The organism is Streptomyces sp. Rer75 (assembly GCF_013414305.1).
GTDB classification, from domain to species: Bacteria; Actinomycetota; Actinomycetes; order Streptomycetales; family Streptomycetaceae; genus Streptomyces; species Streptomyces himastatinicus.
Map to the genome: position 1 here is coordinate 3,039,561 of NZ_CP058693.1, position 23,934 is coordinate 3,063,494.

The 23,934-nt window shown below is 72.0% G+C and carries 22 protein-coding genes, 1 other RNA gene and 1 pseudogene; 10 read left to right on the top strand and 14 right to left on the bottom strand.

Going from position 1 to position 23,934, the window contains the following annotated elements; all coding sequences use genetic code 11:
- Window positions 1–680: 680 nt before the first annotated feature.
- Together HYQ63_RS12760 and HYQ63_RS12765 are read right to left on the bottom strand one after the other, a co-directional pair.
- Complete coding sequence (locus tag HYQ63_RS12760) at window positions 681–893, bottom strand: hypothetical protein (RefSeq protein WP_179933927.1); 213 nt, start codon at window positions 891–893, stop codon at window positions 681–683.
- Between the two features lie 93 nt (window positions 894–986).
- The gene (locus tag HYQ63_RS12765; protein ID WP_179933928.1) at window positions 987–1,133 is read right to left on the bottom strand and encodes a hypothetical protein; all 147 of its coding nucleotides are present in this window, start codon (window positions 1,131–1,133) and stop codon (window positions 987–989) included.
- Between the two features lie 78 nt (window positions 1,134–1,211).
- Here HYQ63_RS12765 and HYQ63_RS12770 point away from each other — a divergent pair, with 78 nt between their 5' ends.
- The 3 genes from HYQ63_RS12770 (at window position 1,212) to HYQ63_RS12780 (ending at window position 3,354) form a co-directional block, all read left to right on the top strand.
- Complete coding sequence (locus HYQ63_RS12770; RefSeq protein WP_179933929.1) at window positions 1,212–2,753, top strand: Ig-like domain-containing protein; 1,542 nt, start codon at window positions 1,212–1,214, stop codon at window positions 2,751–2,753.
- Window positions 2,754–2,850: 97 nt separating this feature from the next.
- Window positions 2,851–3,156: a DUF1360 domain-containing protein gene (locus HYQ63_RS12775; protein WP_257231814.1), complete on the top strand. Its 306-nt coding sequence runs from the start codon at window positions 2,851–2,853 to the stop codon at window positions 3,154–3,156.
- Window positions 3,157–3,195: 39 nt separating this feature from the next.
- Window positions 3,196–3,354, top strand: a complete 159-nt coding sequence (locus tag HYQ63_RS12780) for a hypothetical protein (RefSeq protein WP_179933930.1) — start codon at window positions 3,196–3,198, stop codon at window positions 3,352–3,354.
- A gap of 644 nt (window positions 3,355–3,998) precedes the next feature.
- Here HYQ63_RS12780 and HYQ63_RS12790 read toward each other — a convergent pair.
- Entirely contained in the window at window positions 3,999–4,952 is a 954-nt protein-coding gene (locus HYQ63_RS12790) for an IS481 family transposase (RefSeq protein WP_179933931.1), read from the bottom strand.
- Between the two features lie 1,050 nt (window positions 4,953–6,002).
- On the opposite strand from HYQ63_RS12790, the pseudogene HYQ63_RS45995 reads away from it, so the two are divergent.
- A pseudogene (locus HYQ63_RS45995) lies at window positions 6,003–6,341 on the top strand (hexameric tyrosine-coordinated heme protein); the annotation flags it as partial.
- Window positions 6,342–6,421: 80 nt separating this feature from the next.
- On the opposite strand, the gene rnpB reads toward HYQ63_RS45995, so the two are convergent.
- Window positions 6,422–6,826, bottom strand: an RNA gene (rnpB, locus tag HYQ63_RS12800) — RNase P RNA component class A.
- Window positions 6,827–6,866: 40 nt separating this feature from the next.
- The gene (locus tag HYQ63_RS12805; protein ID WP_179940029.1) at window positions 6,867–7,442 is read right to left on the bottom strand and encodes a Uma2 family endonuclease; all 576 of its coding nucleotides are present in this window, start codon (window positions 7,440–7,442) and stop codon (window positions 6,867–6,869) included.
- Window positions 7,443–7,655: 213 nt separating this feature from the next.
- Here HYQ63_RS12805 and HYQ63_RS12810 point away from each other — a divergent pair, with 213 nt between their 5' ends.
- From HYQ63_RS12810 to eda, 3 genes are all read left to right on the top strand, one after another.
- Window positions 7,656–9,329 (top strand): glycoside hydrolase family 13 protein, encoded by a 1,674-nt coding sequence (locus tag HYQ63_RS12810; protein ID WP_179933933.1) that lies wholly within the window; start codon window positions 7,656–7,658, stop codon window positions 9,327–9,329.
- A 76-nt stretch (window positions 9,330–9,405) separates the two neighbouring features.
- Complete coding sequence (gene yaaA, locus HYQ63_RS12815; protein ID WP_179933934.1) at window positions 9,406–10,203, top strand: peroxide stress protein YaaA; 798 nt, start codon at window positions 9,406–9,408, stop codon at window positions 10,201–10,203.
- Between the two features lie 227 nt (window positions 10,204–10,430).
- Window positions 10,431–11,063, top strand: coding sequence for a bifunctional 4-hydroxy-2-oxoglutarate aldolase/2-dehydro-3-deoxy-phosphogluconate aldolase (gene eda, locus HYQ63_RS12820; protein ID WP_179933935.1), 633 nt, complete (start codon window positions 10,431–10,433; stop codon window positions 11,061–11,063).
- A gap of 16 nt (window positions 11,064–11,079) precedes the next feature.
- On the opposite strand, the gene HYQ63_RS12825 is transcribed toward eda, so the two are convergent.
- The 4 genes from HYQ63_RS12825 to HYQ63_RS12840 form a co-directional block, all read right to left on the bottom strand.
- Entirely contained in the window at window positions 11,080–12,270 is a 1,191-nt protein-coding gene (locus HYQ63_RS12825; protein ID WP_179933936.1) for a bifunctional RNase H/acid phosphatase, read from the bottom strand.
- 5 nt (window positions 12,271–12,275) lie between these two features.
- Window positions 12,276–13,019 (bottom strand): zinc ribbon domain-containing protein, encoded by a 744-nt coding sequence (locus HYQ63_RS12830; RefSeq protein ID WP_179940030.1) that lies wholly within the window; start codon window positions 13,017–13,019, stop codon window positions 12,276–12,278.
- 44 nt (window positions 13,020–13,063) lie between these two features.
- Window positions 13,064–13,939, bottom strand: a complete 876-nt coding sequence (locus tag HYQ63_RS12835; RefSeq protein WP_179933937.1) for a Nif3-like dinuclear metal center hexameric protein — start codon at window positions 13,937–13,939, stop codon at window positions 13,064–13,066.
- Between the two features lie 89 nt (window positions 13,940–14,028).
- Window positions 14,029–15,063 (bottom strand): ABC transporter substrate-binding protein, encoded by a 1,035-nt coding sequence (locus HYQ63_RS12840; RefSeq protein WP_179933938.1) that lies wholly within the window; start codon window positions 15,061–15,063, stop codon window positions 14,029–14,031.
- Between the two features lie 236 nt (window positions 15,064–15,299).
- On the opposite strand from HYQ63_RS12840, the gene HYQ63_RS46000 reads away from it, so the two are divergent.
- Together HYQ63_RS46000 and HYQ63_RS12850 are read left to right on the top strand one after the other, a co-directional pair.
- Window positions 15,300–17,348 (top strand): hypothetical protein, encoded by a 2,049-nt coding sequence (locus tag HYQ63_RS46000; RefSeq protein ID WP_373689070.1) that lies wholly within the window; start codon window positions 15,300–15,302, stop codon window positions 17,346–17,348.
- A gap of 102 nt (window positions 17,349–17,450) precedes the next feature.
- Window positions 17,451–17,621: a hypothetical protein gene (locus HYQ63_RS12850; protein WP_179933939.1), complete on the top strand. Its 171-nt coding sequence runs from the start codon at window positions 17,451–17,453 to the stop codon at window positions 17,619–17,621.
- A 120-nt stretch (window positions 17,622–17,741) separates the two neighbouring features.
- Here HYQ63_RS12850 and HYQ63_RS12855 read toward each other — a convergent pair whose 3' ends face one another.
- The 4 genes from HYQ63_RS12855 to HYQ63_RS12870 form a co-directional block, all read right to left on the bottom strand.
- Window positions 17,742–18,692: a 3-oxoacyl-ACP reductase gene (locus HYQ63_RS12855; RefSeq protein WP_179933940.1), complete on the bottom strand. Its 951-nt coding sequence runs from the start codon at window positions 18,690–18,692 to the stop codon at window positions 17,742–17,744.
- Entirely contained in the window at window positions 18,677–19,762 is a 1,086-nt protein-coding gene (locus tag HYQ63_RS12860; protein ID WP_179933941.1) for a Zn-dependent alcohol dehydrogenase, read from the bottom strand. The genes HYQ63_RS12855 and HYQ63_RS12860 overlap by 16 nt, the downstream gene beginning before the upstream one ends.
- An 87-nt stretch (window positions 19,763–19,849) precedes the next feature.
- Window positions 19,850–20,704: a MaoC/PaaZ C-terminal domain-containing protein gene (locus HYQ63_RS12865; RefSeq protein WP_179933942.1), complete on the bottom strand. Its 855-nt coding sequence runs from the start codon at window positions 20,702–20,704 to the stop codon at window positions 19,850–19,852.
- Between the two features lie 225 nt (window positions 20,705–20,929).
- The gene (locus tag HYQ63_RS12870) at window positions 20,930–21,442 is read right to left on the bottom strand and encodes a CGNR zinc finger domain-containing protein (protein WP_179933943.1); all 513 of its coding nucleotides are present in this window, start codon (window positions 21,440–21,442) and stop codon (window positions 20,930–20,932) included.
- A 108-nt stretch (window positions 21,443–21,550) separates the two neighbouring features.
- Between HYQ63_RS12870 and HYQ63_RS12875 the strand changes: the two genes are divergently transcribed.
- Window positions 21,551–22,426: an alpha/beta fold hydrolase gene (locus HYQ63_RS12875; protein WP_179933944.1), complete on the top strand. Its 876-nt coding sequence runs from the start codon at window positions 21,551–21,553 to the stop codon at window positions 22,424–22,426.
- 16 nt (window positions 22,427–22,442) lie between these two features.
- Here the strand turns inward: HYQ63_RS12875 and HYQ63_RS12880 are convergent, their stop codons facing one another.
- Window positions 22,443–23,906 (bottom strand): MFS transporter, encoded by a 1,464-nt coding sequence (locus tag HYQ63_RS12880; RefSeq protein ID WP_179933945.1) that lies wholly within the window; start codon window positions 23,904–23,906, stop codon window positions 22,443–22,445.
- Window positions 23,907–23,934: the final 28 nt, after the last annotated feature.

Here is a 23,934-nt window from a genome sequence, read left to right on the forward strand (position 1 = left end):
GTCGTGGTGCTGCCGCCGGGAGTCTGCACGGTGCAGCTCCTCCCGCCGACGGGCCCGGTCACTGAGGGGCAGCCGACCACTCTCCAGGCCGTGGTGTTGTGCAACGGTGTGCCGGTCAGTGGCGCTACGGTCAGTTTCGCCACTCCGAGTGGCACGCTCGGCACTGGTACGACCGATGCCTCCGGTCTGGCCTCGGCGACGGTCACCTTCCCCACTGCCGGGGCCACCACAGCCACGGCCACGGTCACCGCAATGCCCGCGGGGTCAGCCTGCGACTGCACCGGAGCAGAGTCCGTTCCCCTCCCTGTCGTGGTGCTGCCGCCGGGGGTCTGCACGGTGCAGCTCCTCCCGCCGACGGGCCCGGTCACTGCGGGTCAGCCCACCACTCTCCAGGCCGTGGTGTTGTGCAACGGTGTGCCGGTCAGTGGCGCTACGGTCAGTTTCGCCACTCCGAGTGGCACGCTCGGCACTGGTACGACCGATGCCTCCGGTCTGGCCTCGGCGACGGTCACCTTCCCCACTGCCGGGGCCACCACAGCCACGGCCACGGTCACCGCAATGCCCGCGGGGTCAGCCTGCGACTGCACCGGAGCAGAGTCCGTTCCGCTCCCTGTCGTGGTGCTGCCTCCGGGAGTCTGCACGGTGCTGCTCTTCCCGCCGACCGGTACGGTCACCGCGGGTCAGCCCACCACTCTCCAGGCCGTGGTGTTGTGCAACGGTGTGCCCGTCAGTGGCGCCACGGTCAGCTTCTCCAGCCCGAGTGGCACGCTCGGGACCGCCACCACCAACGCTTCCGGCCTGGCCTCGGCCACGGTCACCTTCCCCACCGCCGGAGCCACCACAGCCACCGCCACGGTCACCGCAATGCCCGCGGGGTCAGCCTGCGACTGCACCGGAGCAGAGTCCCTTCCGCTCCCTGTCGTGGTGCTGCCGCCGGGAGTCTGCACGGTGCAGCTCCTCCCGCCGACCGGTACGGTCACCGCGGGTCAGCCCACCACTCTCCAGGCCGTGGTGTTGTGCAACGGCGTGCCCGTCAGTGGCGCCACGGTCAGCTTCTCCACTCCGAGTGGCACGCTCGGGACCGCCACCACCAACGCTTCCGGCCTGGCCTCGGCCACGGTCACCTTCCCCACCGCCGGACGGTCACCGCCACTCCGGCCGGCACCGCCTGCGACTGCACCGGAGCAGCGTCCCTTCCGCTCCCTGTGGTCGTGTTGCCTGCGGGAGTCTGCACGGTGCTGCTCTTCCCGCCGACGGGCCCGGTCACGGCGGGTCAGTCCACCACTCTCCAGGCGCTGGTGCTGTGCAACGGCGTGCCGGTCAGTGGCGCCACGGTCAGCTTCTCCACTCCGAGTGGCACGCTCGGGACCGCCACCACCAACGCTTCCGGCCTGGCCTCGGCCACGGTCACCTTCCCCACCGCCGGAGCCACCACAGCCACCGCCACGGTCACCGCCACTCCGGCCGGCACCGCCTGCGACTGCACCGGAGCAGCGTCCCTGCCCCTCCCCGTCGTGGTGCTGCCGCCGGGGGTCTGCACGGTGCTGCTCTTCCCGCCGACGGGCCCGGTCACGGCGGGTCAGTCCACCACTCTCCAGGCGCTGGTGCTGTGCAACGGCGTGCCGGTCAGTGGCGCCACGGTCAGCTTCACCAGCCCGAGTGGCACGCTCGGGACCGCCACCACCAACGCTTCCGGCCTGGCCTCGGCAACGGTCACCTTCCCCACCGCCGGAGCCACCACAGCCACCGCCACGGTCACCGCAATGCCCGCGGGGTCAGCCTGCAACTGCACCGGAGCAGCGTCCCTGCCCCTCCCCGTCGTGGTGCTGCCTGCGGGAGTCTGCACGGTGCTGCTCTTCCCGCCGACGGGCCCGGTCACGGCGGGTCGGCCCACCACTCTCCAGGCGCTGGTGCTGTGCAACGGCGTGCCGGTCAGTGGCGCCACGGTCAGCTTCACCAGCCCGAGTGGCACGCTCGGGACCGCCACCACCAACGCTTCCGGCCTGGCCTCGGCAACGGTCACCTTCCCCACCGCCGGAGCCACCACAGCCACCGCCACGGTCACCGCCATGCCCGCGGGGTCAGCCTGCAACTGCACCGGAGCAGCGTCCCTGCCCCTCCCCGTCGTGGTGCTGCCGCCGGGGGTCTGCACGGTGCTGCTCTTCCCGCCGACCGGTACGGTCACCGCGGGTCGGCCCACCACTCTCCAGGCGCTGGTGCTGTGCAACGGCGTGCCGGTCAGTGGCGCCACGGTCAGCTTCACCAGCCCGAGTGGCACGCTCGGGACCGCCACCACCAACGCTTCCGGCCTGGCCTCGGCAACGGTCACCTTCCCCACCGCCGGAGCCACCACAGCCACCGCCACGGTCACCGCAATGCCCGCGGGGTCAGCCTGCAACTGCACCGGAGCAGCGTCCCTGCCCCTCCCCGTCGTCGTGCTGCCCGGGACGACACCTCCGGGGGCGCTCCAGGCCCTCCCCGCCTGCTGGCGGATCAACCTGTCCAACCCGACCCTCTTCCCGACCACCCTGAAGGCCACGGTGACGCCTGCGACCGCAGGCATCCCTGTGCAATTCCTCGTGGGCGGCGTGCCCGTGGGGACGGCGACGACCGACGCGACCGGCACCGCCACCCTCACGGTGAACCTCACTCCACTGCAGATCATCAACACCACCTACCAGGCGACTGCCGTCGTCGGCGGCACCACGCTCACCTCGACAGCCTCCCTGCGGATGTGCAACCCGCCGCTGTGACCGTGGCCCTCGGATGAACGCGTGCAGAAAAGGGCTGTCCCCCGTAGTGCAAGTACGGGGGACAGCCCGGCATTCGGCACCCCAGCGTAAGGCACCTGTGACCGTAGGAGGTTTTCATGAGCCTTGCGGACTCCTGCTCGCTCTCGGCGCCACCTGCCGCATCACCAGGTTCATCACCAAGGACACGCTCGCCGCGGGCTTCCGGATCTGGATCGCCGACCGTTTCGGTGACGACTCCAGACCGTCGTACCTCGTCACCTGCGGCTGGTGCACCAGCATCTGGGTCGCCGCCGCCGCGACCGGCAGCACCCTGGCCCTGGGGGACTCACTATGGCTCCGCGCCCCGGCCACCGCCCTGACGCTCTCCTACCTCGCCGGCATCGCCTCACGGTGGCTCGACTGACACAAGAAACAAAAATCACCTACGGGAAGGAACCCGGACATGGCCTGCAACTGCGGTGGAGGAACTCCTCAAACCGTCGTCATCTACCAACTGACCCTGCCGGACGGCACCGTCCGCCAGTACATCACCTACCAGGAAGCCGAAGCAGCCAACCAGCGAGCAGGCGGCATCGGCACCATCAGCACCGTCGTCCAATGAGCAGCGCCCCCGGACAACATTCGTGACGGCGACGAGGAAGCAGCAACCGACCAAGGCCCCGCGACCAGAAACCTTGCCCCAGCTTCACTCGGAAACGGACACCAACTCACGGACCACCCTCTCAGTCCGGCCGCGCGCCGGGGAATAAACGGGAAGCCGTGTCGATTCTCGCCCAGCAGTGATCGCGCTGGAGCGGGGAGGAGTGCATGGGCGACCTGAAGGTCTTCCGGGTCAGAGATGGCCGGGCGACGGAGATTCCGGGTGCGTCGGTGGCGGTGGAGCGTGAGCTGCAGTCGCTGATCGAGACCAACATGGAGGCGATGCTCGGCATCCGGTTCCTGGCTACGGAGTACCGGACCGGTCGGCACCGAGGCCGGGTGGATTCGCTGGGGCTCGATGAGAACGGCACCCCGGTGGTCATCGAGTACAAGCGTTCGATGGATCAGAACGTCATCAGCCAGGCGCTGTCCTACCTGGTGTGGCTGCGGGATCATCACCACGAGTTCGAGCGGCTGGTCGCGGACCGGCTCGGTCCGGAGGCGGCCGGGGCCGTGGACTGGAGCAATCCGCGGGTGGTGTGCGTGGCGGGGGAGTTCACGTACCACGACACAGTGGCCGTGGAGGAGATCGGCCGCCGGATCGATCTAGTTGTGCTGTCCGGAGAGGTTGGTGACGCGGCTGGCTGGGGTGTGGCCGCTGATTCCGGTGTGGGGTCGGTGGAAGTTGTACCAGTCCAGCCAGCCGGGAAACGCTGCCTGACGCTCGCTTTCTGAGGTGTAGGGCCGCTGGTAGGCCCACTCCTCCAGCAGGGTGCGGTGGAAGCGCTCGACCTTCCTATTGGTCTGCGGTCGCCAGGGGCGGGTCCAGCGAGGGCTGATGCCCAGGTCACGGCAGGTCTGCCGCCAGGTGTTCTTGCTGTAGGCCCAGGCGTTGTCGGTCAGCACCCGCTCGACGGTCACGCCGCGTGCGGCGAACCAGGCGGCAGCTCGTCGTAGGAAGGCCGCGCAGGTGGCCGCCTTCTCGTCGGACAGGTTCTCGGTGTAGGCCAGGCGGGAGTGGTCATCCAGCGCGGTGTGCAGGAAGGCATAACCGGTCCCGCTCTTGTTCTTGCGGCCGGCCACGCGGCCCAGGACTTTGTGACCGCCGCCGTCGGGGATGCGGCCGAGCTTCTTGACGTCGATGTGGACCAGTTCGCCCGGTCGGGAGCGTTCGTAGCGGCGGAGGGGTTCGCCGGTGGCCCGGTCGCACACGGTCAGCGGTGGCAGGCCGTGGCGTTGGAGGATGCGGTGGGTGGTGGAGGCGGCGACGCCAGAACGGGCGGCCAGCCGCAGTGGGCCGATCTGGTGTTCGCGGCGCATCCGCAGCACCCGCTCCTCCACACCGGCGGGTGTCCGGCGGGGTGAGTGGTGGGGGCGGCTGGAGCGGTCGTGCAGGCCCGCTGCCCCGTGGTGGCGATAGCGTCCGGCCCAGCGGGCTGCGGTGGTGTGGCTGACCTGGAACCGTTCGGCCGCCCGTCGCAGCGGCCAGCCGTCCTCGACGACACACCGGGCCAGACGCAGCCTGCCGGTCGGAGTCAGCGGGGCGTTACGGTGGATCAACGAGGGCCTCCTGCGTGCCGGTACAGATGTCGCAATCCACACCGAAACCAGAGGCCCTCGCCTCGTTCAAGCACCACTCACGGCGCGTCGCCCGTCACCAACGTCCCCGGACAGCACACCTAGACCGGCTCGACAGCTCGTTGGTGATCGAAGCACCTCTAGGCGTCGGCAAGACTCATGCAAGTCTGGCGGTCGCAGAACTGTTTAGCCAACGGGGCCGGTGCAACCGCTTCCTAGTCGTAGCGCCTATCCGTGGCACAGCAAGTGCCATGTTCAGGCGGTTGACGGCTCTTCACGATGCGCAGAAGCAGGTCCGCGGGTTCCAGGAGAAGTTGGCCGGACTAGGCAACGCTGTCGACCTACTGTCGACTTCGGAAAAGGACAACTCGCTCCCCGCAATCACCTCGTCGCTGATCTTGGGTGATAGCAACCTCGGCGCCATCCAGCGGAGACTGGGCTTGGGTGCATCGGATCTTGTCGAGGTTCTTGGGCGCCTGCTCCAGGCAATTGAGCGTCCGGTTCTGCGACTGCTGCGAGCTCTTGACCTTCTCCTCGGAGTTCGAAACTTCGATACTGCTGCTCCGCCACCCCGCCACGCCATGTCACCGTGTGGCGTGATTCGATTCGCCGCTCCCCTGGTTCCCCGCGCACCGGGACCTCTCATCGCGCCTCGGACCACATCAGCTTTCGGTGTTCTTACTGCCAGAGTCGACGAGGGCAGGTGAACGCCCTCTCAACCAGGCAGGAGCCATGTTTTCCCACACGGAAGTCATGCGATTTGTCGTAGCCTTGATCCTCTTGGTCTTGGTCGTTCCGGCTATCTGGTGGTGGACCAGAGTTTTACGCATCTCCCGTACAAAGCTCGGGACGCTTATCCGACAATTTCGGCGCCGCGTTCGTGCCCGAATTAGGCATAGCGCCCTCCGGCTGCTGACTGACGACAGCACACTCCCCTCGACAGAGAGCCGCCGCACAGAATAGGTAGGGCGTGTCCGGGGTCGGCGGTCAGGTCACTGCCAGTGCGTCGCCACGCCCTAAGAGGGCCGGGAGCTCGCCCTCAAGATGGCCCGGCTTGTCATCAAGGCGACCCAGCCCGATGACGCGGCCCGCACCCGGCTGCGTCCCCAGTACGCGGAGAACCCCGACTCGCTCGTCGCCGTCGCCCACGTGGTCGCCGTCGAGTTCGCCACCATAGCGGCCGCCTCGAATTCGCCGGCGCCCTGGTGCAGGCGCGGCCTGGGCGTTCGTGCAGTTCGTCCGGTACGGAGCCGATCGGCTGCGCAGCCGGAACGCCCTGCCCAGAGGCCTGGCGCGCCCCTCCGCTCCAGGGACTTTTCTGGGACTTTCAGTGCTGTCCGAGGGACTTCCCAGGGACTTTCCGCCGCGTAAGACGGCAAGCCCGTGAAAGACCGGAAAGGGCCTCCGTCGCAGATCAGAGGCCCTTTCCAAGGCAAAGCCGCAGGTGGCGGCGGACGAGTCGGCCTGTACGCCGGGTTCTGTCTCCCGTGGGCCTTGCGGCCCGCGGGGAGGCGGCCATCCATCTAGGGCCGACGTTGCCGTCGGCCTCGTGCGGTCTACCCGCGGACTCGGGCGGGCAGCCCTCGATCATCCGCGCAGAGCCGCCTTGCGGTGGCTCCTCTTGACCTTGCTCCGGGTGGGGTTTACCTAGCTGCCCAGGTCACCCTGGGCACTGGTGGTCTCTTACACCACCGTTTCACCCTTACCGGGCGCCTTGCGGCCCCGGCGGTCTGTTTTCTGTGGCACTGTCCCGCGGGTCACCCCGGGTGGGCGTTACCCACCACCCTGCCGTGTGGAGCCCGGACGTTCCTCGGCGGGACCCCGAAGGACCCCGACGCGACCGCCCGGCCGGCTCGTCCGCCGTAGTGACCATGGTACCGGCCCGGACGGGGCGGCTCAGACGAAGCGGGTCGTCTCCAATGAGAAGGAGAACGGAGCGGGCAGGTCGAGCTGCTTGCCGAAGGGGACCGTGACGTGCTGGCGGTAGTCGCCGTTCTCCGGGTCGCTGAAGAGCGTCACGTCGCTGTTGTCCCGGTCGACGAGGAGGTAGAGGGGGATGCCGCCGCGGGCGTAGCAGTGGCGCTTGGCCTTGCGGTCCCGGTCCGGTTTGGTCGAGGTGACCTCGATGACCATGGACACGCCGTCGCACGGCATCCAGGACTCGGCCCCACGGAAGAGGTCCAGCTCGGTGGGGGCGAATGTGCCGTCCGGAATCATATGGTTCCGTACGCACAAGCCGCCACGGGGGACGGTGAGGCCCTTGTTCCCGGAGTAGTCCATGTCCGTTGCGGACTGCCTGATCACCTGCTTCAGGATCAGGTTGATGTAGCTCTCGTGGTCCCCGTCCGGCGGCGGGGTCACGACGATTTCCCCCTCGATCAGCTCGGCCCGGAAGCCTTCCGGCGTATCCAGGGCCAAGAAACCCTCCAGCAGGACGTGGTCGTGGTCCTGCGTGAGCGGTTCGTGTGCCATGGCGCTCATGCCACCCTCTTCCCTGTCTCGCCGCCAGCGTAGGTACCGAGGGGGTCGATACCCGGCGTAAAGGGCCTTCCTCACTCGATCGTGTCACAGAAGCGCGCACGCCGGGGCGGCTCCGGTGGGCGATCTTGCCCCCTCGACAGACCGCGCCGCGCCCGGGGACACTGCCTGGACGGCTGGACCCCCTCCTTCCACGGCGAGGACACCGTGAGCGACGACCGCGTGAACAGCGACTGGTGGCGGCAGGCCGTCATCTATCAGATCTATCCCCGCAGCTTCGCCGACTCCGACGCCGACGGCATCGGCGATCTGCCCGGCATCACCGGTCGGTTGCCGTACCTCGCCGGCCTCGGCGTGGACGCCGTCTGGCTGAGCCCCTTCTATCCGTCCGCGCTCGCCGACGGCGGCTACGACGTGGCCGACTACCGCGACGTCGATCCGCGGCTCGGCACCCTCGACGACTTCGACCGGCTGGTCGCGGAGGCGGACCGGCTCGGGCTCAAGGTGATGGTGGACATCGTCCCCAACCACACCTCGAACGACCACGCCTGGTTCCAGGAGGCCCTGCGCGCGGGCCCCGGCGCCCCGGCCCGCGAGCGGTACGTGTTCCGCGAGGGGCGGGGGCCGGGCGGCGGGCTGCCGCCCACCGACTGGGTCTCGTGCTTCGGCGGCCCCGCGTGGACCCGGCTGCCCGACGGGCAGTGGTACCTGCACCTCTTCGCCCCCGAACAGCCCGACCTCAACTGGGACCACCCGGAGGTCCGCGCCGACTTCCTCACCACGCTGCGCTTCTGGTCCGACCGGGGCGTGGCCGGATTCCGGGTGGACGTCGCGCACGGGCTGGCCAAGGACCTGGCCGAGCCGCTGCGCGACATAGGCGACGTGCCCGGCTACGAGCCGGAGGACCTGCCGGAGGACGGCAGCCATCCGCTGTGGGACCGGGACGAGGTGCACGGGATCTTCCGCGAGTGGCGCACGGTGTTCGACGAGTACGACCCGCCGCGGATCGGGGTCGCCGAGGCGTGGGTGCGCAACTCCCGCCGGATGTCGTACGCCCGCGCCGAAGAGCTGGGCCAGGCGTTCAACTTCGACTTCCTCAACGCCCCGCTCAACGCCCCCGCCCTGCACTCCGTCATCGACGGCGCGCTGTCCGCCGCCCGGGAGGCGGGCGCCTCGGCCACCTGGGTCCTCTCCAACCACGATGTGATCCGGCACCGCAGCCGACTCGCCCTGCCGGACGATCTCACGGGCGCGGGCCGGGACGCCTGGCTGCTGGCCGACGGCCGGGAACCGGAGACTGACCTCGCGCTGGGGCTGCGGCGAGCCCGTGCCGCGACGCTGCTGATGCTGGCCCTGCCCGGTTCGTCGTACCTCTACCAGGGCGAGGAACTGGGACTTCCGGAGGTCGCCGACCTGCCCGTGGACGTGCTCCAGGACCCGACCTGGGAGCGCAGCGGCCACCGGGTCAAGGGCCGCGACGGCTGCCGGGTGCCGCTGCCGTGGGCACGTACCGGCCCCTCGTACGGCTTCGGCGCGGGCGGCGCGTGGCTGCCGCAGCCGGAGGGGTTCGGGGAGCTGTCGGTCGAGGCGCAGGAGGGGCGGGCCGGTTCGACGCTGGAGCTGTACCGGGAGGCGCTGCGGCTGCGGCGGGAGCTGCGGCGCGCGGGGACGGACGAGGCGGTGGAGTGGCAGGGCTCGGTCGCGGAACTGAGCGCCGGGGTGCTGCACTTCCGCCGCCCCGGCGGCTGGCACAGCGTCACCAACCTGTCGTCGGCCGCCGTCCCGCTGCCCGCGGTGGGCGAGGTGGCCCTGAGCAGCGAGCCGTTGTCGGATGAGCTGCCGCCGGACACCACGGTGTGGCTGCGGGAGGCGGGTGCGTAGGCCGTAGGCTGCGGGGCTGGGGTGGCACGACCGGTGCCGCCCCGCGCCGTACCGCCGAAGCTTTCGAGGAGAGACCGTGCTCGTCCTGCTGCCGCCGTCCGAGGGAAAGGCCACGGGAGGCTCCCGATCCCCGCTGGACCTGGGATCGCTGTCGCTCCCGGGCCTCGGCGAGGCACGGGCCCGGGTCCTGGACGAGCTGGTCACGCTGTGCTCGGGCGACGAGACGAAGGCGGCCGAGGTGCTGGGGCTCAGCGCGGGGCTGCGCGGCGAGGTCGCCAAGAACGCGGCGCTCCGGTCGGCCGGGACACGGCCCGCCGGGGAGATCTACACCGGTGTGCTGTACGACGCGCTCGGCCTCGCCTCCCTCCCGGCCCCCGCCCGAGCGCGCGCCGAACGCTCGCTGCTGGTCTTCTCGGGCCTGTGGGGCGCGGTACGGATCGATGACCACATCCCGTCGTACCGCTGCTCGATGGGCGTCAAGCTGCCGGGCCTCGGCGCGCTCGGCGCCTTCTGGCGTACGCCGATGGCCACCGTCCTCCCGGAGGCCGCCGGGAACGGCCTGGTCCTCGACCTGCGGTCGGCGGCGTACACGACGGCGTGGAAGCCGAAGGGAGAGGTCGCGGAGCGCACGGCGACGGTGCGGGTGCTCCAGTCGAAGATCGTGGACGGGGTGGAGAAGCGGTCCGTGGTGAGCCACTTCAACAAGGCGACCAAGGGCCGCATGGTGCGCGACCTGCTGACGTCCGGGGCCGAGCCGGAGGGCCCCGGGGAGCTGGTGGAGGCGCTGCGAGGGTTCGGGTACGTGGTGGAGGCGACGGCTCCGGAGCGGGCGGGGCGGCCGTGGGCGCTGGATGTCGTGGTGACGGAGCTTTAGCCCGGGCCCGGCCGGAGCTGGGGAACCGGTGGCGCGTGCGGGCGAACGCCGCCCGCGCCCCGGCCGCCGGGCATGCGGCAGGGTCCGCCGACGCGTGCGGACGCGTCGGGCCGGGCCGTGGGGGCGGGCGGCGCCGTGCGGAGGTCGGCCTACCGCCCGCACCCTGCGTCATTGCATTCTCCGCAACGCGCGTTGCGGGTCATGCCACCCGCCCGCAGAATGGTCCCGTGACTGACACCGCGCCCTCCCCCTCCCTACTCGATCTCGCCCCCGTCATCCCCGTCGTCGTCATCGACGACGCGGCCGACGCGGTCCCGATGGCCCGTGCCCTGGTCGCGGGCGGGCTTCCCGCGATCGAGGTCACCTTCCGTACCCCGGCCGCCGCCGACGCCATCCGGGCGATCGCGGCGGAGGTGCCGGAGGCGATCGTCGGCGCGGGTACGGTGCTGACGCCCGGCCACGTGGACACCGCCGTCGCGGCCGGGTCCCGCTTCCTGGTCAGCCCGGGCTGGACGGACCGGCTGCTGGGCGCCATGCGGGATTCGGGGCTTCCGTCGCTGCCGGGCGTCTCGACCACGTCCGAGGTCGTGGCGCTGCTGGAGCGCGGGGTGACCGAGATGAAGTTCTTCCCGGCCGAGCCGTCCGGCGGTACGGCCTACCTCAAGGCCCTCGCCTCCCCGCTCCCGGACGCCCGCTTCTGCCCCACCGGCGGCGTCAACGCCCACCGCGCCCCCGACTACCTCGCGCTCCCCAACGTGGGGTGCGTGGGCGGCACATGGATGCTGCCGCCGGACGCCGTGGCGGCGGGCGACTGGGCGCGCGTGGAGTCCCTGGCGCGGGAGGCGGCCGCCCTGCGGTAAAGCGCGGGACGGACGCCTACCGCAGGTGGGACGTGTCGTTCAGGAGGCGCAGCGAGGCGTTGCCGTCGCCGTAGTACGCCACCGCCGACAGGGACGCCGCCGAGAGTTCCATGCGGAACAGGGACTCCGGCGGGGCGCCGAGGGCCAGCCGGGTCAGGGTCTTGATCGGCGTGACGTGGGTGACGAGGAGCACCGTGCGGCCCGCGTAGCGGGCGATCAGCTTGTCGCGGGAGAGGGCGACGCGGCGGGCGACCGTGGCGAAGGACTCGCCGCCGCCCGTGGGGGCGGTTTTGGAGGAGGCGAGCCAGGCGTCGAGGTCGTCCGGGTGGCGGTCGCGCACCTCGGCGAAGGTCAGGCCCTCCCAGGCGCCGAAGTCCGTTTCGCGCAGCCCCTCGTCGACGCGGACGTCGAGGCCGAGGCGCGCGGCCACCGTCTCGGCGGTCTCGCGGCAGCGCTTCAGGGGCGAGGTGACGATGGCCTGGATGGTGCCGCGCGCGGCGAGGGAGGCCGCGACCAGCTCGGCCTGGCGGTGGCCGATGTCGGAGAGGCCGGGGTCGGTGCCGCCGCTGCCGGAGAAGCGCTTCTCCGGGGTGAGCGGCGTCTCGCCGTGCCGGAGGAGGACGAACGTGGTGGGCGCGCCCAGGTCGGCGGAGCCCCAGCCCATGACGGGGGCCACCGCGGCCGACGGGGCGTCGGGGGCGGCGGGCTCGGCGAGGGCGTCGTCGGCGGGGGCCTCGGGGGCGGCCGCCGCGAGGGTGCCGCCCGGCGGCACCTTGGGCTGCCACTGCTCACCCCGCTTGCCCGCGTCCATGGCCTCGTTGGCGAGCCGGTCCGCGTGCTTGTTCTTCTCGCGCGGGATCCAGCCGTACGTCACCTGGCCGGGCGGCAGGAGTCCCTTGGCCTCGGCGGCGAGCGGCCGCATGTCCGGGTGCTTGATCTTCCAGCGGCCGGACATCTGCTCGATGACCAGCTTGGAGTCCATCCGGACCTGGACCTCCGCCTCCGGGTCGAGGGCGTGGGCGGCCCGCAGACCGGCGATCAGGCCCTTGTACTCGGCGACGTTGTTGGTCGCGGTGCCGATGTACTCGGCGACCTCGGCGAGCGGTTCGCCGGTCACCGCGTCCAGGACGACCGCGCCGTACCCGGCGGGCCCCGGGTTGCCCCGGGAGCCGCCGTCGGCCTCGACGATGAAGCGACGCCGTGCCATCGGCCTTACAGCCCCGACTCGGGCGTACGGACCAGGATCCGGCGGCAGTTCTCGCACCGCACCACGGCGTCGGCGGGGGCCGAGCGGACCTCGTTCAGCTCGGTGATGGCCAGCTCCTGGCGGCAGCCGTCGCAGCGCCGCTGGTAGAGCCGGGCGGCGCCGACGCCGCCCTGCTGCTCGCGCAGCTTGTCGTAGAGCTTCAGCAGATCGGCGGGGATGGTCCCGGCGATGACCTCGCGCTCCTTGGTGACGGTCGCGATCTCGGTGTCGATCTCCTCGGCCGCCGCGTCGCGCCGCGCCGTGGCGTCGCTGATCTTGGCCTGGAGGGACTCCACCCGGCCGGCCAGCTCGGTGGCCCGCTCCTGGGCGGCCTCGCGGCGCTCCATGACCTCCAGGACGACGTCCTCAAGGTCGCTCTGGCGCCGGGCGAGGGAGGCGATCTCGTGCTGGAGGTTCTCCAGGTCCTTGGGCGAGGTGACGGCCCCGGAGTCCAGGCGCTTCTGGTCGCGGGCGGCGCGCTGGCGCACCTGGTCCACGTCCTGCTCCGCCTTCGTCTGCTCGCGGGCGGTGTCGCTCTCCTCGGTCTGGGAGGCGACGAGGAGGTCACGCAGCTGGGTGTGGTCGGCGGTCAGGGTGTCGAGTTCGGCGTGCTCGGGCAGCGTCCGGCGCTTGTGCGCCAGCTGCGAGAGCCGTACGTCGAGGCCCTGGACGTCGAGCAGGCGGATCTGGTCTGCGGGCGCGGCGTTCAGCGGGGGGCTCCAGAGGTGGTCGTAGGGGACGGAAGAGGCGGGCCTCAAGCCGGTGAGGCCGAGGCGGGGTCGGGCGCGAAGGCCCGGAACGGGGCGGCGGCCGCGGCGTGGGCCGTCCAGGGGTCGGTGACCTTGCGGGACACATGGGTGCGCAGGTCCCAGCCGTGCCGGTCGGAGACCTCGTCGAGCTGTGCCGCGGCCAGCTCGGTCCACGGCCATTCGGTGGCCCAGTGGGCGGCGTCCACCAGCGCGAGGTCGCTGTGCTCGCGCGCTTCGGAGGCCGGGTGGTGGCGCAGATCGGCAGTGAGGTACGCGTCGACTCCTGCGGCGCGCGCCTCGGCGAACAGGCCGTCCCCGGAGCCACCGCAGACGGCGACGGTACGGATCGTACGGTCCGGGTCGCCCGAGGCGCGGATGCCCTGCGCGGTGGCGGGCAGCCGGGCGGCGGCGCGCTCGGTGAACTCGCCCAGCGTCTCGGGGCGGTCGAGTTCGCAGATCCGGCCGAGCCCCTGGCGTCCGGTGGGGTCGGCCGGGTCCGGCACCAGCGGGCGGACGGGCCGCAGGTCGAGCGCCCCGGCGAGGGCGTCGGAGACGCCCGGGTCGGCGCGGTCGGCGTTGGTGTGCGCGACGTGCAGCGCGATGTCGTTCTTGATCAGGGTGTGCACCACCCGCCCCTTGAAGGTGGAGGCGGCGACCGTGGTCGTGCCCCGCAGATAGAGCGGGTGGTGGGTGATCAGCAGATCGGCGCCGAGCGCCACCGCCTCGTCGGCGACCTCCTGGACGGGGTCGACGGCGAACAGGACGCGGCTGACCTGGGCATCGGGGTCCCCGCAGACCGTCCCGACGGCGTCCCACTGCTCCGCCCGCTCGGGCGGCCAGAGGGCGTCGAGGGCGGCGAGGACATCGGTGAGAGCGGGCACGGGGCAAGGCTACCTCCCAGATCACCGGGAAGCCTTGCCCCTGCCTTCACTCAGCGCGACCGCTGCTTCATGGCAGACCTGAAGGGGGATCAGCGGACCAGGTAGCCGCGGAGGTCGTCCAGCACCCGGTCGGCGGCGGTGACGCCGAGGCCCAGGTACCAAGTCTCGTCCTTGACGTTCTTGGCGTGGCCCGCCTTGACCGCCTCGAGCTTCTTCCACAGCGGGTTGGACTCCGCCTGGTCGCGCTTGGTGGCCTTGGGGTCGCCGTAGACCCCGGTGAAGATCCAGTCGGCGTCGGCCTCGTTGATCCGCTCCGGGCCGATCTCCGTGGCCAGGTCGTCGACCTGCTGGTTCTTGGGCCGGGGCAGGCCGACGTCCTGGAGGATCGTGCCGATGAAGGACGCCTTGGCGTAGAGCCGGGTGAACTCCGGCATGAAGCGCAGCATGGTGACGGTCGGCTTCTTCGGGCCGATGTCCTCGCCCAGCTCCTTCGCCTTCGTCTCGTACGCGTCGAGCTTGCGCTTGGCCTCGGCGGTGCGGTCAAGGGCCGCCGCGTTGAGGAGGTAGTTCTCCTTCCAGGTGAAGCCGGGGCGGATGGAGAAGACGGTCGGGGCGATCTGCTTCAGCTCGTCGTACAGCGGCTCGGCGCGCAGCTTGCTGCCGAGGATCAGATCGGGGCGGAGGGCGTTGATGGCCTCCAGGTTGAGGTTGTTGATGGTGCCGACGTTCTTCGGGTTCCCGGCTTCCTTCTTGAGGTAGCCGGGGATGGCCTGGTCGCCCTCGGAGGGCGCGTAGCCGACCGGCTTGACGCCGAGCGAGACGACGTTGTCCAGCTCGCCGACGTCGAGCACCACGACCCGCTTCGGCTTGCTCTTGATCTCCGTCTTGCCCATGGCCTGGGTGATGGTGCGCGGGAACTGGCCGGGCTTCGCGTCGGTGCCCATCTTGGCGGTCTGCTCGGCGGCCTTGCCGAAGTCCTTGCCGCCCTGCGCGACGGACTTGCCCCCGCCGCCGTTCCCCTTGGCGCCGTCCTTGCCACTGTCGGACGCGCCGCAGGCGGCGAGGGAGAGGGCCCCGGCGAGGGCCATGGCGAGGGCGGCGCTGCCGCGGCGGCGTACGGACATCTGGTGCTCCAAGGGCGTGCGGAAGGGATGTGGCACTGAGGCGTGCGGCACTGAGGCGTGCGGCACTTAGGCGCGCCTTACTTTAATCGCACTGCGGAGCGGCCACTTACAGCACATTCATCCCCGACCTCTCAGGCGAATCGGTCAACAGCCACACGTAAGGGTGGAGCCGACCTCTTATCGGCCACCGGGAGGGGGTACGAAACCTACGTTCAGTGGCCGGAGGTGACTGAACGATGACCGCCTGTGCCTTCGACGCCGCCCTCACCACGGGAGTCAGCGCCCGGCCACGAGAAAGGTCCACGGATTTCACCATCACCCCGGACCGTTCGTACGGTGCGCGGCTCACGCTCGGCGGCGACACCGGCTGCTGGTTCCCCGAGCGCTGGACGCTGGACGGGCCCGAGCCGTACGCCGTGCCGCTGCCGGGCGCCCAGCCCGAGGAGCCGGACAGCGAAGTGCTGCCGCTCTCCGACGGGCAGGTGCTGATCCACCGCCGGGTGGCCGGGCACCACGCCTTCTCGCTGCTCTACCCCACCGGCCCGGGGACGGGCGAGCGGGTGCTCGGCGGCATCGACCGCGCCGACGTCTCGCTGCTGCCGCCCGCACCCGGCGGCACCTGTGCGTACGCGCTGGGGCGCGGCCCGCGGTCCACCTCCGTGTGGCTGATCCACGGCGGCGCCCGCGGGCTCCAGCACCTGGCCGAGGTGCCCGGCCGCTGCACGGGCGGCGCCTGGCTGGACCGCATGGGGCGGCTGCTCGCGCTCGACCGCGAGCTGGACGGCCGTACGAAGACCATCGTCGTCGACCTCGGGCGCGGCGGCGAGACCAGCCCGCTGCTCCAGATCACCGAGCGCAGCAACGACCGGCTGCTGCTCGCCGACCCCGACAGCGGTCTGCTGCTCGTACGGTCCGACGCGCCCGGCGACGAGCGGCTCGGGTGGTGCGTCCTGGGCAGCACCCTCCCGGTCCGCTTCCCGGACTGTCTGCGCCCGCCCGCCCAGGCGACGGCCACCCCCTTCGCGATCCAGCCGGGGCAGATGCTGACGCCGGAGGCGTGCGCGGTGGCCATCCGCATCGACGCCGCGGCGGGCGGGCGGCCGTGGGTGGGCGTATGGCGGCCGTCCGAGCGGCGGTTGCGCCAGTTCTCGGCGCCGGAGGGCTGGCTGGCCGGGTCCGGCCTGTGGAGCCGGGACGGCGAGCTGTGGCTGCCGTACGCGACGCGGCAGGTGCCGTGCGGGCTGGCGCGGGTGTGGCTGCCGGAGGCCACGGCGCCGCGGGCGTCCGCCGGATCACCCGCGACCCCTCGGGTGATCCGGCGGGTCCCCCGCCCCGCCGCCACCCCTGCCCGCGGGGCGGAGGTGTCCGGGATCACGCCGTGGCGGAAGGTGAGCGGCGAGGGCACCGGGGCTGATGCGGTCACCCATGCGAGCGCGGGCCACGGCGTACGTGCGGGCGCGAGCCTTGGCGCGGGAGCGGGCACGGATCCGCGTGCGGACTGGGGCGCGGGCGCGAGCTTCAGTGCGGGCGCGAGCCTGGGCGCGGGCGTACGCAGGAGCCTGGGCGCGGGGGCGGACACAAGCCCGGGCGGGGGGACGGACCCAGGCGGGGGCCTGGACACGGGTGCGCGCTTCGGCGCGGGCGCGAGCTTCGGTACGGGTGCGCGCGTGGGCGCGGACACGGACCTGGGTGCGGACGCGAGCGCGGGTGCGCGCGTGCGCGAAGGCACGGCCCCGGACGCAGGCGCGGGCCCTGACACGGGTGCAGGCCCGCGCGCGGAGAGTGCGGGCGCGGATGCGAGCGCGGGCCTGGGCACGGGTGCGCGCTTCGGTGCAGGCGCGAGCCTGGACACGGACCCGGGTGCGAGCGCGGGCGCGGGCCTGACCCCGGGGGCGCGCTTCGGTGCGAGCGCGAGCCTGGGCACCGATCCGCGTGCGGGCTGGGGCGCGGGCGCGAGATTCGGTACGGGCGCGCGCGTGCGCGGGAGTGCGGACCCGGACGCGGGCGCGAGCCTGAGCGCGGGGGCGGGTGCGCGCTTCTGTGACACGGGCGCGAGCGCGGGCCTGGAAGCCGCTTTCGGTGCGGGCACGGGCGGGGGGCGGGGGGAGTCCGGGGTGGAGCCGTGGGTGGGGACGGGGTGCTGGCCCGGGGTCGAGCAGGAGACCGGCCAGGAGTCCGAGCTGACCGTGGTCGCCCCGCGGCCCGTACCGCTCCAGCAGGCACCTCTCGCCAGGTCACGGGAGCCCCGGCCACCCCGCTGGGTCCGCGATCACCGCCCTGGTTAGACTCGGTCGCTGGGGCTGCGCAGCCAGGTTCGGCAGGCGCATATCGACGTTGTGGCGGGCCCCTCGCACAGTACGGAGCGATCTACCGGGGTGACTTCCCACATGTCCGAAGCCCGAACCGACATGACCCAGGCGCGCCCGCAAGAGGTGGCCACCGCCGAGGCCGATGCCGCCGCAGGCCAGGGCAAGCACCGGGGGCAGCAGGCCGCGTCCGAGGAGCCGCAGGCTCCGGCGCACGGCCGCCACCGCCGTCCGAGCGAGAACGCCTCGTAAGCTCGTAGGACGGTCGGGAGCACATCCCCCACCCCTCCCTTTCCCGCAGCACACGCTCACGGCTACGGGGTAGGGAGGGGTGGGCCGTTTCACGCCCGCTGCGTCACGCCCGCCGCCGCGTCACCCCCGCTTCAGGCTCAGCACCTCCAGCGCCGCGAACCCCTCCCCGCGCCGCTCGTCGAAGTACGGCGTGAGCAGGCCGTCCAGCTCGCCGAAGCCGAAGACGTCGCCCGCCGCGTCCAGCTTCGCGGCCACCCGCGGCCGTTCCACGATCGCCACCATGCCCCCGTGGACCACGAACACCTGGCCGTTCACCGCCGTCGCCTGCGGGGAGGCGAGGTAGCCGACCAGGGGGGCCACATGCACGGGGGACAGCGGGTCGGGGCGGTCCTCCGCGAGGTCGATGTCCGGGAAGACGTCCTCGGTCATGCGGGTGCGCGCCCGCGGGCAGATGACGTTCGCCGTCACGCCGTACTTGGCGAGTGCGCCCGCCGTGGAGAGGGTCAGGCCGACGATGCCGCCCTTCGCGGCCGCGTAGTTGGGCTGGCCGGGAGATCCGGCGAGGAACGCCTCGGACGAGGTGTTCACGATGCGGCCGTGCACCGGCCCGCCCCCGGCGGCCTTGGAGCGTTCGCGCCAGTGCGCGGCGGCGAAGCGGGTGGTGTTGAAGTGGCCCTTGAGGTGGACGCGGATGACCGAGTCCCATTCGTCCTCGGTCATCGAGAAGACCATCCGGTCGCGGAGGATGCCCGCGTTGTTGACCAGGATGTCCAGCGCGCCGTACGCGTCGACCGCGAGCCGCACCAGTCCGCGCGCGGTGTCGAAGTCGGCCACGTCGCCCACGTGGGCCGTGGCCCGGCCGCCCGCCGCGCGGATCTCCTCGGCCACCTCCTCGGCGGGGCCGGCGGACGCCTCGCCGGAGCCGTCGCGCGTGCCCTGTCCGTAGTCGTTGACGACGACGGCGGCGCCCAGTCGCCCCAGCTCCAGCGCCTCGGCGCGGCCGAGGCCGCGCCCGGCGCCGGTGACGATCGCGGTCTTCCCCACCAGGGGACGTTTCAGATCTCGATGCATGTGCGCAGCGCCTCCCCCGTCCGCATCTGGCCGAGCGCGTCGTTGATCTCGCCGAGCCGCACCCGGTGGGTGATGAGCCCGGCGAGGTCGATGCGGCCCGCGCGCCACAGCGCGATGGTCCGTTCGTACGAGCGCAGCACATCGCCCCCGCCGTACAGGGACGGCAGGATCCGCTTCTCGTCGAAGAACAGCTCGAACATGCTGAGTTGGAGGAAGTCGTCCACCGCGCCCGCCCCGACGACGCACAGCGTGCCGCCGCGCCGCGTCGTCTCGTACGCGCGGCGGGCGGTGGCGGACTTGCCGACGACCTCGAAGACGTAGTCGAAGCCCTCGCCCGCCGTGACGCTGTTCTTGGCGTCGTCGAGCCCCTCCGGGGCGACCGCCTCGGTGGCGCCGAAGCGCAGCGCCGCCTCGCGCCGCGAGGCGACGGGGTCGACGGCGACGATGTGGGCCGCGCCCGCCGCCCGGGCGCCCTGCACCACGCTGATGCCCACCCCGCCGCAGCCGATGACGGCGACCGACGAACCGGCCTCCACCCGCGCCGTGTTGAGGGCCGCGCCGAGCCCGGTGGTCACCCCGCAGCCGATGAGCGCGGCGATGTCGTACGGGACGTCGTCGGGGATCGGCACGGCGCAGGGCGCCGGGAGGACGACCTCCTCGGCGAAGGTCCCGGTCCCGGCCATGCCGAAGACCTGGTCGGCACCGTCGCCCGCGTGTTTGAAGTTGGGCGTTCCGGCGTTCATGAATCCGGACAGACACAGCTGGCTCTGGCCCCGTTTGCAGGACGGGCAGTCGCCGCACGCGGGCAGCCAGCACACCAGCACCCGGTCACCGGGGCTCAGCCCGGTCACCCCGTCGCCGACCTCCACCACCTCGCCCGCGCCCTCGTGGCCGGGAACGAAGGGCACGGGCTGCGGCAGGACGCCGCTCATCGCGGAGAGGTCGGAGTGGCACAGCCCGGTGGCCCTGATGCGCAGCCGGACCTTGCCGGGGCCGAAGCCCACCGCCTCGATGTCGTCGAGGACTTCGAGCTTGTCCTGTCCCGTCTCGTGCAGTACGGCTGCGCGCACAGCGGCTCCTCTTCGATCAAGGGATCAAGGGGTCAAGGGCTCTTGGGATCGCGCGATCAAGAGATGCGGATGTGTCGGATCGCAACGTCAGGCGTGGGTGACGACCGTGTCGCCGAGGACGGGCGCGTCGTCCCGCTCGACGGCGCTCGCCGTCACCTGGACGCGCCCCTCGTCCCGCCACATCCGGATGCGCAGGGTCTCGCCCGGGTACACCACCCCGGCGAAGCGCGTGGTGTACGAGCCCACCCGGGCGACGTCGCCGCCCAGCTCGGTGTCCACGACCGCCTTGAGGACCATGCCGTACGAGCACAGCCCGTGCAGGATCGGCTTCTCGAACCCCGCGACCTTGGCGAACCCGGGGTCGGCGTGCAACGGGTTCCAGTCCCCGGAGAGCCGGTAGAGCAGCGCCTGGTCCTCCCGGATGGCCCGCTCCACCGTGCGGTCGGGCTCGCGGGCGGGGGCCTCCAGCCGCTCGGAGGGGCCGCGCTCGCCGCCGAAGCCGCCCTCGCCGCGGACGAAGATGCGGCTGTCGCAGGTCCACAGCGGGCCGTCCGCGTCGGCCGCCTCGGTGCGCAGCACGATGACCGCGGCCTTGCCCTTGTCGTACACCGCCGCGACCCGGGACGTCTGGGTGGCGTCCCCGGTCACCGGGATCGGCCGGTGCACCTCGACGGTCTGGCCGCCGTGCAAAACGGACGCGAGGTCGACGTCGATCCCCGGGCCGTTCAGCCCCCCGGCGAGCGCCATGCGGCCACCCGCGACGGTGGCGAAGCTGGGCAGGACGTGCAGCTCGCTCTCCAGGGTGTAGCGCAGCTCATCGGGGTCGGTGGCCGGGATTCCGGCGCCGATGCCCAGGTGGTAGAGCTGGATGTCCTTGTGTCCCCAGGCGAGGGCGGTGGTCCGGGGCTCGGCCGAGACGGCCTCGGTGGCGTCGATGGGCATAGGGCGACAGCGCTCCTTGGCGGGAGGGGCGGGAAGACCCCGGCCCGCCCGTCCGCACCGTCGGCCGCGCCGGGGTCGTCACTGGTCGGCAGGGCCGCGCCGCGTTTAGAACGCGTTCTAGCCGATGGCACCCATGTATAGCCCAATCCCCCTGACGGGGGAAGACTGCTGACAGTTCGTCAGCTCCACGGAAGGCGCCCACGCCAGAACGGCCGGCTGTAACGGCTACTCGGGGCGCGAGGCCTCCCGTGCCCGAGCCTGGTGCCGGCGGGCCTTGAGCCGGTTCCCGCAGGTCTTCATCGAGCACCACCGCGCGGTGTTGGCACGGCTGCGGTCCAAGAGGAACAGGCGGCATTCGGTGTTCTCGCACGGCCGCAGACGGCCGGGCATGCGCTCCTTGACGTCCGCCCACGCGAGTACGAGTTCCACCGCGAGCCTGCGTTCCGGTGGCATCTCCACCTGCCACTCGATGCCCGACGCGCTGGGCTGCGGGACTTTGCGAACGCCCGCGAGGACGCGGCGCAGCCGGGGCTCCGCCGACGCCGACGGATCCGACTCCACCGCCTGGAGCGCGTCCCGGGCGGTGCGCAGCCACCGGCGCTCCTCGTCACCGCCGAGCCCCCCGTGCTCCCGCGCCCACCTGTCCACCTCATGGTCGTCACGCCACAGGTCCTGACGTCGGCCATCCACCACAGGGGTGCTGTTCAGCGCCTGCATGAGGGCCTGGTCGTCCAGCACGGGCCGATCACCTTCCCAGCTAACTCCATCAAGGCGTTTGACAGGTTACTCCAAGGGCGGTCTACTGAACGCGAGCGTAACCACCATAAGACCTCGAAGGGGTTAGTCATGGTTGAGATCCACCACCACTACGCGACCGTGCGGGGGCATCGCGTCTTCTACCGCGAGGCAGGACCCCGCGAGGCGCCCACACTCGTGCTCCTGCACGGATTCCCGTCCAGTTCACGCATGTTCCGCCGCCTCATCCCGGCGCTGGCCGACCGGTTCCACGTCATCGCCCCCGACCACCTCGGCTTCGGCAACTCCGACGCCCCGCCCGTGGACGCGTTCACCTACACCTTCGACGCCCTGACCGACGTCACCGAAGCCCTGCTGGCCCAGCTCGGCGTCACCCGCTACGCCGTGTACGTCCAGGACTACGGCGCCCCCATCGGCTGGCGGCTGGCCCTGCGCACCCCGGACGCGATCACCGCGGTGATCACGCAGAACGGCAACGCCTACGAGGACGGCTTCGTACCGGATTTCTGGAAGCCCGTATGGGCGTACTGCGAGAACCCGGGCCCCCAGACCGAACCCGCCGTCCGTGCCGCCCTCTCGCTCGACGCCATCCGCTGGCAGTACCTGCACGGAGTGGACCGACCCGAGCTGGTCGACCCCGACACCTGGGCCGCCGACCACCGCGAGGTCAACCGGCCGGGCAACGACCTCGTGCAGCTCGCCCTGTTCCGCGACTACGCCACCAATCCACCGCTCTACCCGCAGGTGCACGCCTACTTCCGGGAACGCCAAGTTCCGCTCCTCGCGGTCTGGGGCGCGGGCGACGAGATCTTCGGCCCGGACGGAGCACGCGCCTTCGCGAGGGACCTGCCGGACGCGGAGATCCACCTGGTTCCCGGAGGCGGACACTTCCTGCTCGAAAGCCATCTGGACACCGTGGCCGGGTACATGCGCGGGTTCCTGACCGCCACCGCATCACCGGCGTGAAGCCGGCGCAGAGTACCTAGTCCGCGCGGGCCGTGGCCGGGGTGCGCGGCAGGGCCACGGCCATCAGCACCACGGCTGCCGCGATGATCCCCGTGGCCACGACGAACGCATGCCCGTAACCCGCGGCCAGCGCCTCCGGCCCAACCCCGCCGCGGGCCGTGATCCGCTCGGCCGCGACCGTCGCCAGCACGGTCAGGCCGAGCGCACCGCCGATCTGCCGCGAGGTGTTGACCAGCCCGGACACCAACCCGGCCTCGGACGGGGCCGCACCGGAGGTGGCGGAGGCGGCGAGCGGGGTCATCATCAGCCCGGCCCCGAACGACATGACGATCGCGGGGCCCAGCACCGTACCGACGTAGGTGCCGTCCGCGTCCATCCGGCTCTGCCACGCGTAGCCGACGACGGCCAGCGAACCGCCCGCAAGCGCCAGCAGCTTTCCGTCCAGCCGGGCCATCAGCCGGGGTGCGAGCTTCGAGCCGAGGACGATCGACAAGCTGTGCGGGAGGAAGGCGAGACCGGCCTTGACCGGGCTGTAGTGCAACACGTTCTGCAAGTAGAGCGTCATGAAGTACCACATGGCGAACATGCCGCCGCCGCACACCACCATCACCGCGTTCGCCGCCGACACCGCCCGGATGCGGAACAGCCGCAGCGGCATCAGCGGTTCCTCCGTACGCGCCTCGACCGCCACGAACACCGCGAGCAGCGCCAGCCCGGCGAGCAGCGGCCCGAGCGAGGCGGCGGCGCCCCAGCCGTGCGGCTCGGTCTGCACGATGCCGTACGCGAGCGCGGTGACGCCCGCCGTGACCAGCACCGCTCCGGGGACGTCGAGCCGTCGTGCCGCCCCGGAGCGGCCCTCGGTCAGCCACACCACCGCGGCCACCAGCACCACCACGCCCACCGGCACGTTGACCAGCAGCACCCAGCGCCAGGACAGGTACTCGGTGAGCACCCCGCCGACCAGCCCGCCCGCCGCTCCCCCGCCCGCGCCGACCGCCGTCCAGGTGCCGATGGCGCGGGTGCGGGCCGCGCCGTGCGGGAAGGCGGTGGTGAGGATGGTGAGCGTGGCCGGTGAGAGCACGGCCGCGCCGAGGCCCTGGAGGGCGCGCGCCGCGACCAGTTGCCAGGGCTGCTGGGCGACGCCGCCGGCCAGGCTGGCGGCCGTGAACAGCCCGAGCCCGGTGAGGAAGACCCGCTTGCGTCCGAAGAGGTCGGCCGCGCGGCCGCCGAGCAGCAGGAACCCGGCGAAGGTCAGCGCGTAGGCGTTGACCACCCATTGCAGCGCGGTCTCGCCGAGCCCCAGGTCCGTGCGGATGGACGGCAGGGCGACGTTGACCACCGATATGTCGAGGACCACGACGAACTGACCGGCGCAGGCGGCCAGCAGCACCGCCCACGCCGGGGGCGACGCGCGCGGCGGACGGGGGGCGGAGGCGGTGGCGGAGGGAAGGGCAGGCGGAGGGGGAGTTGGGGTGGACATGGCGGTGATGCTCGCATTGTGCACGGAC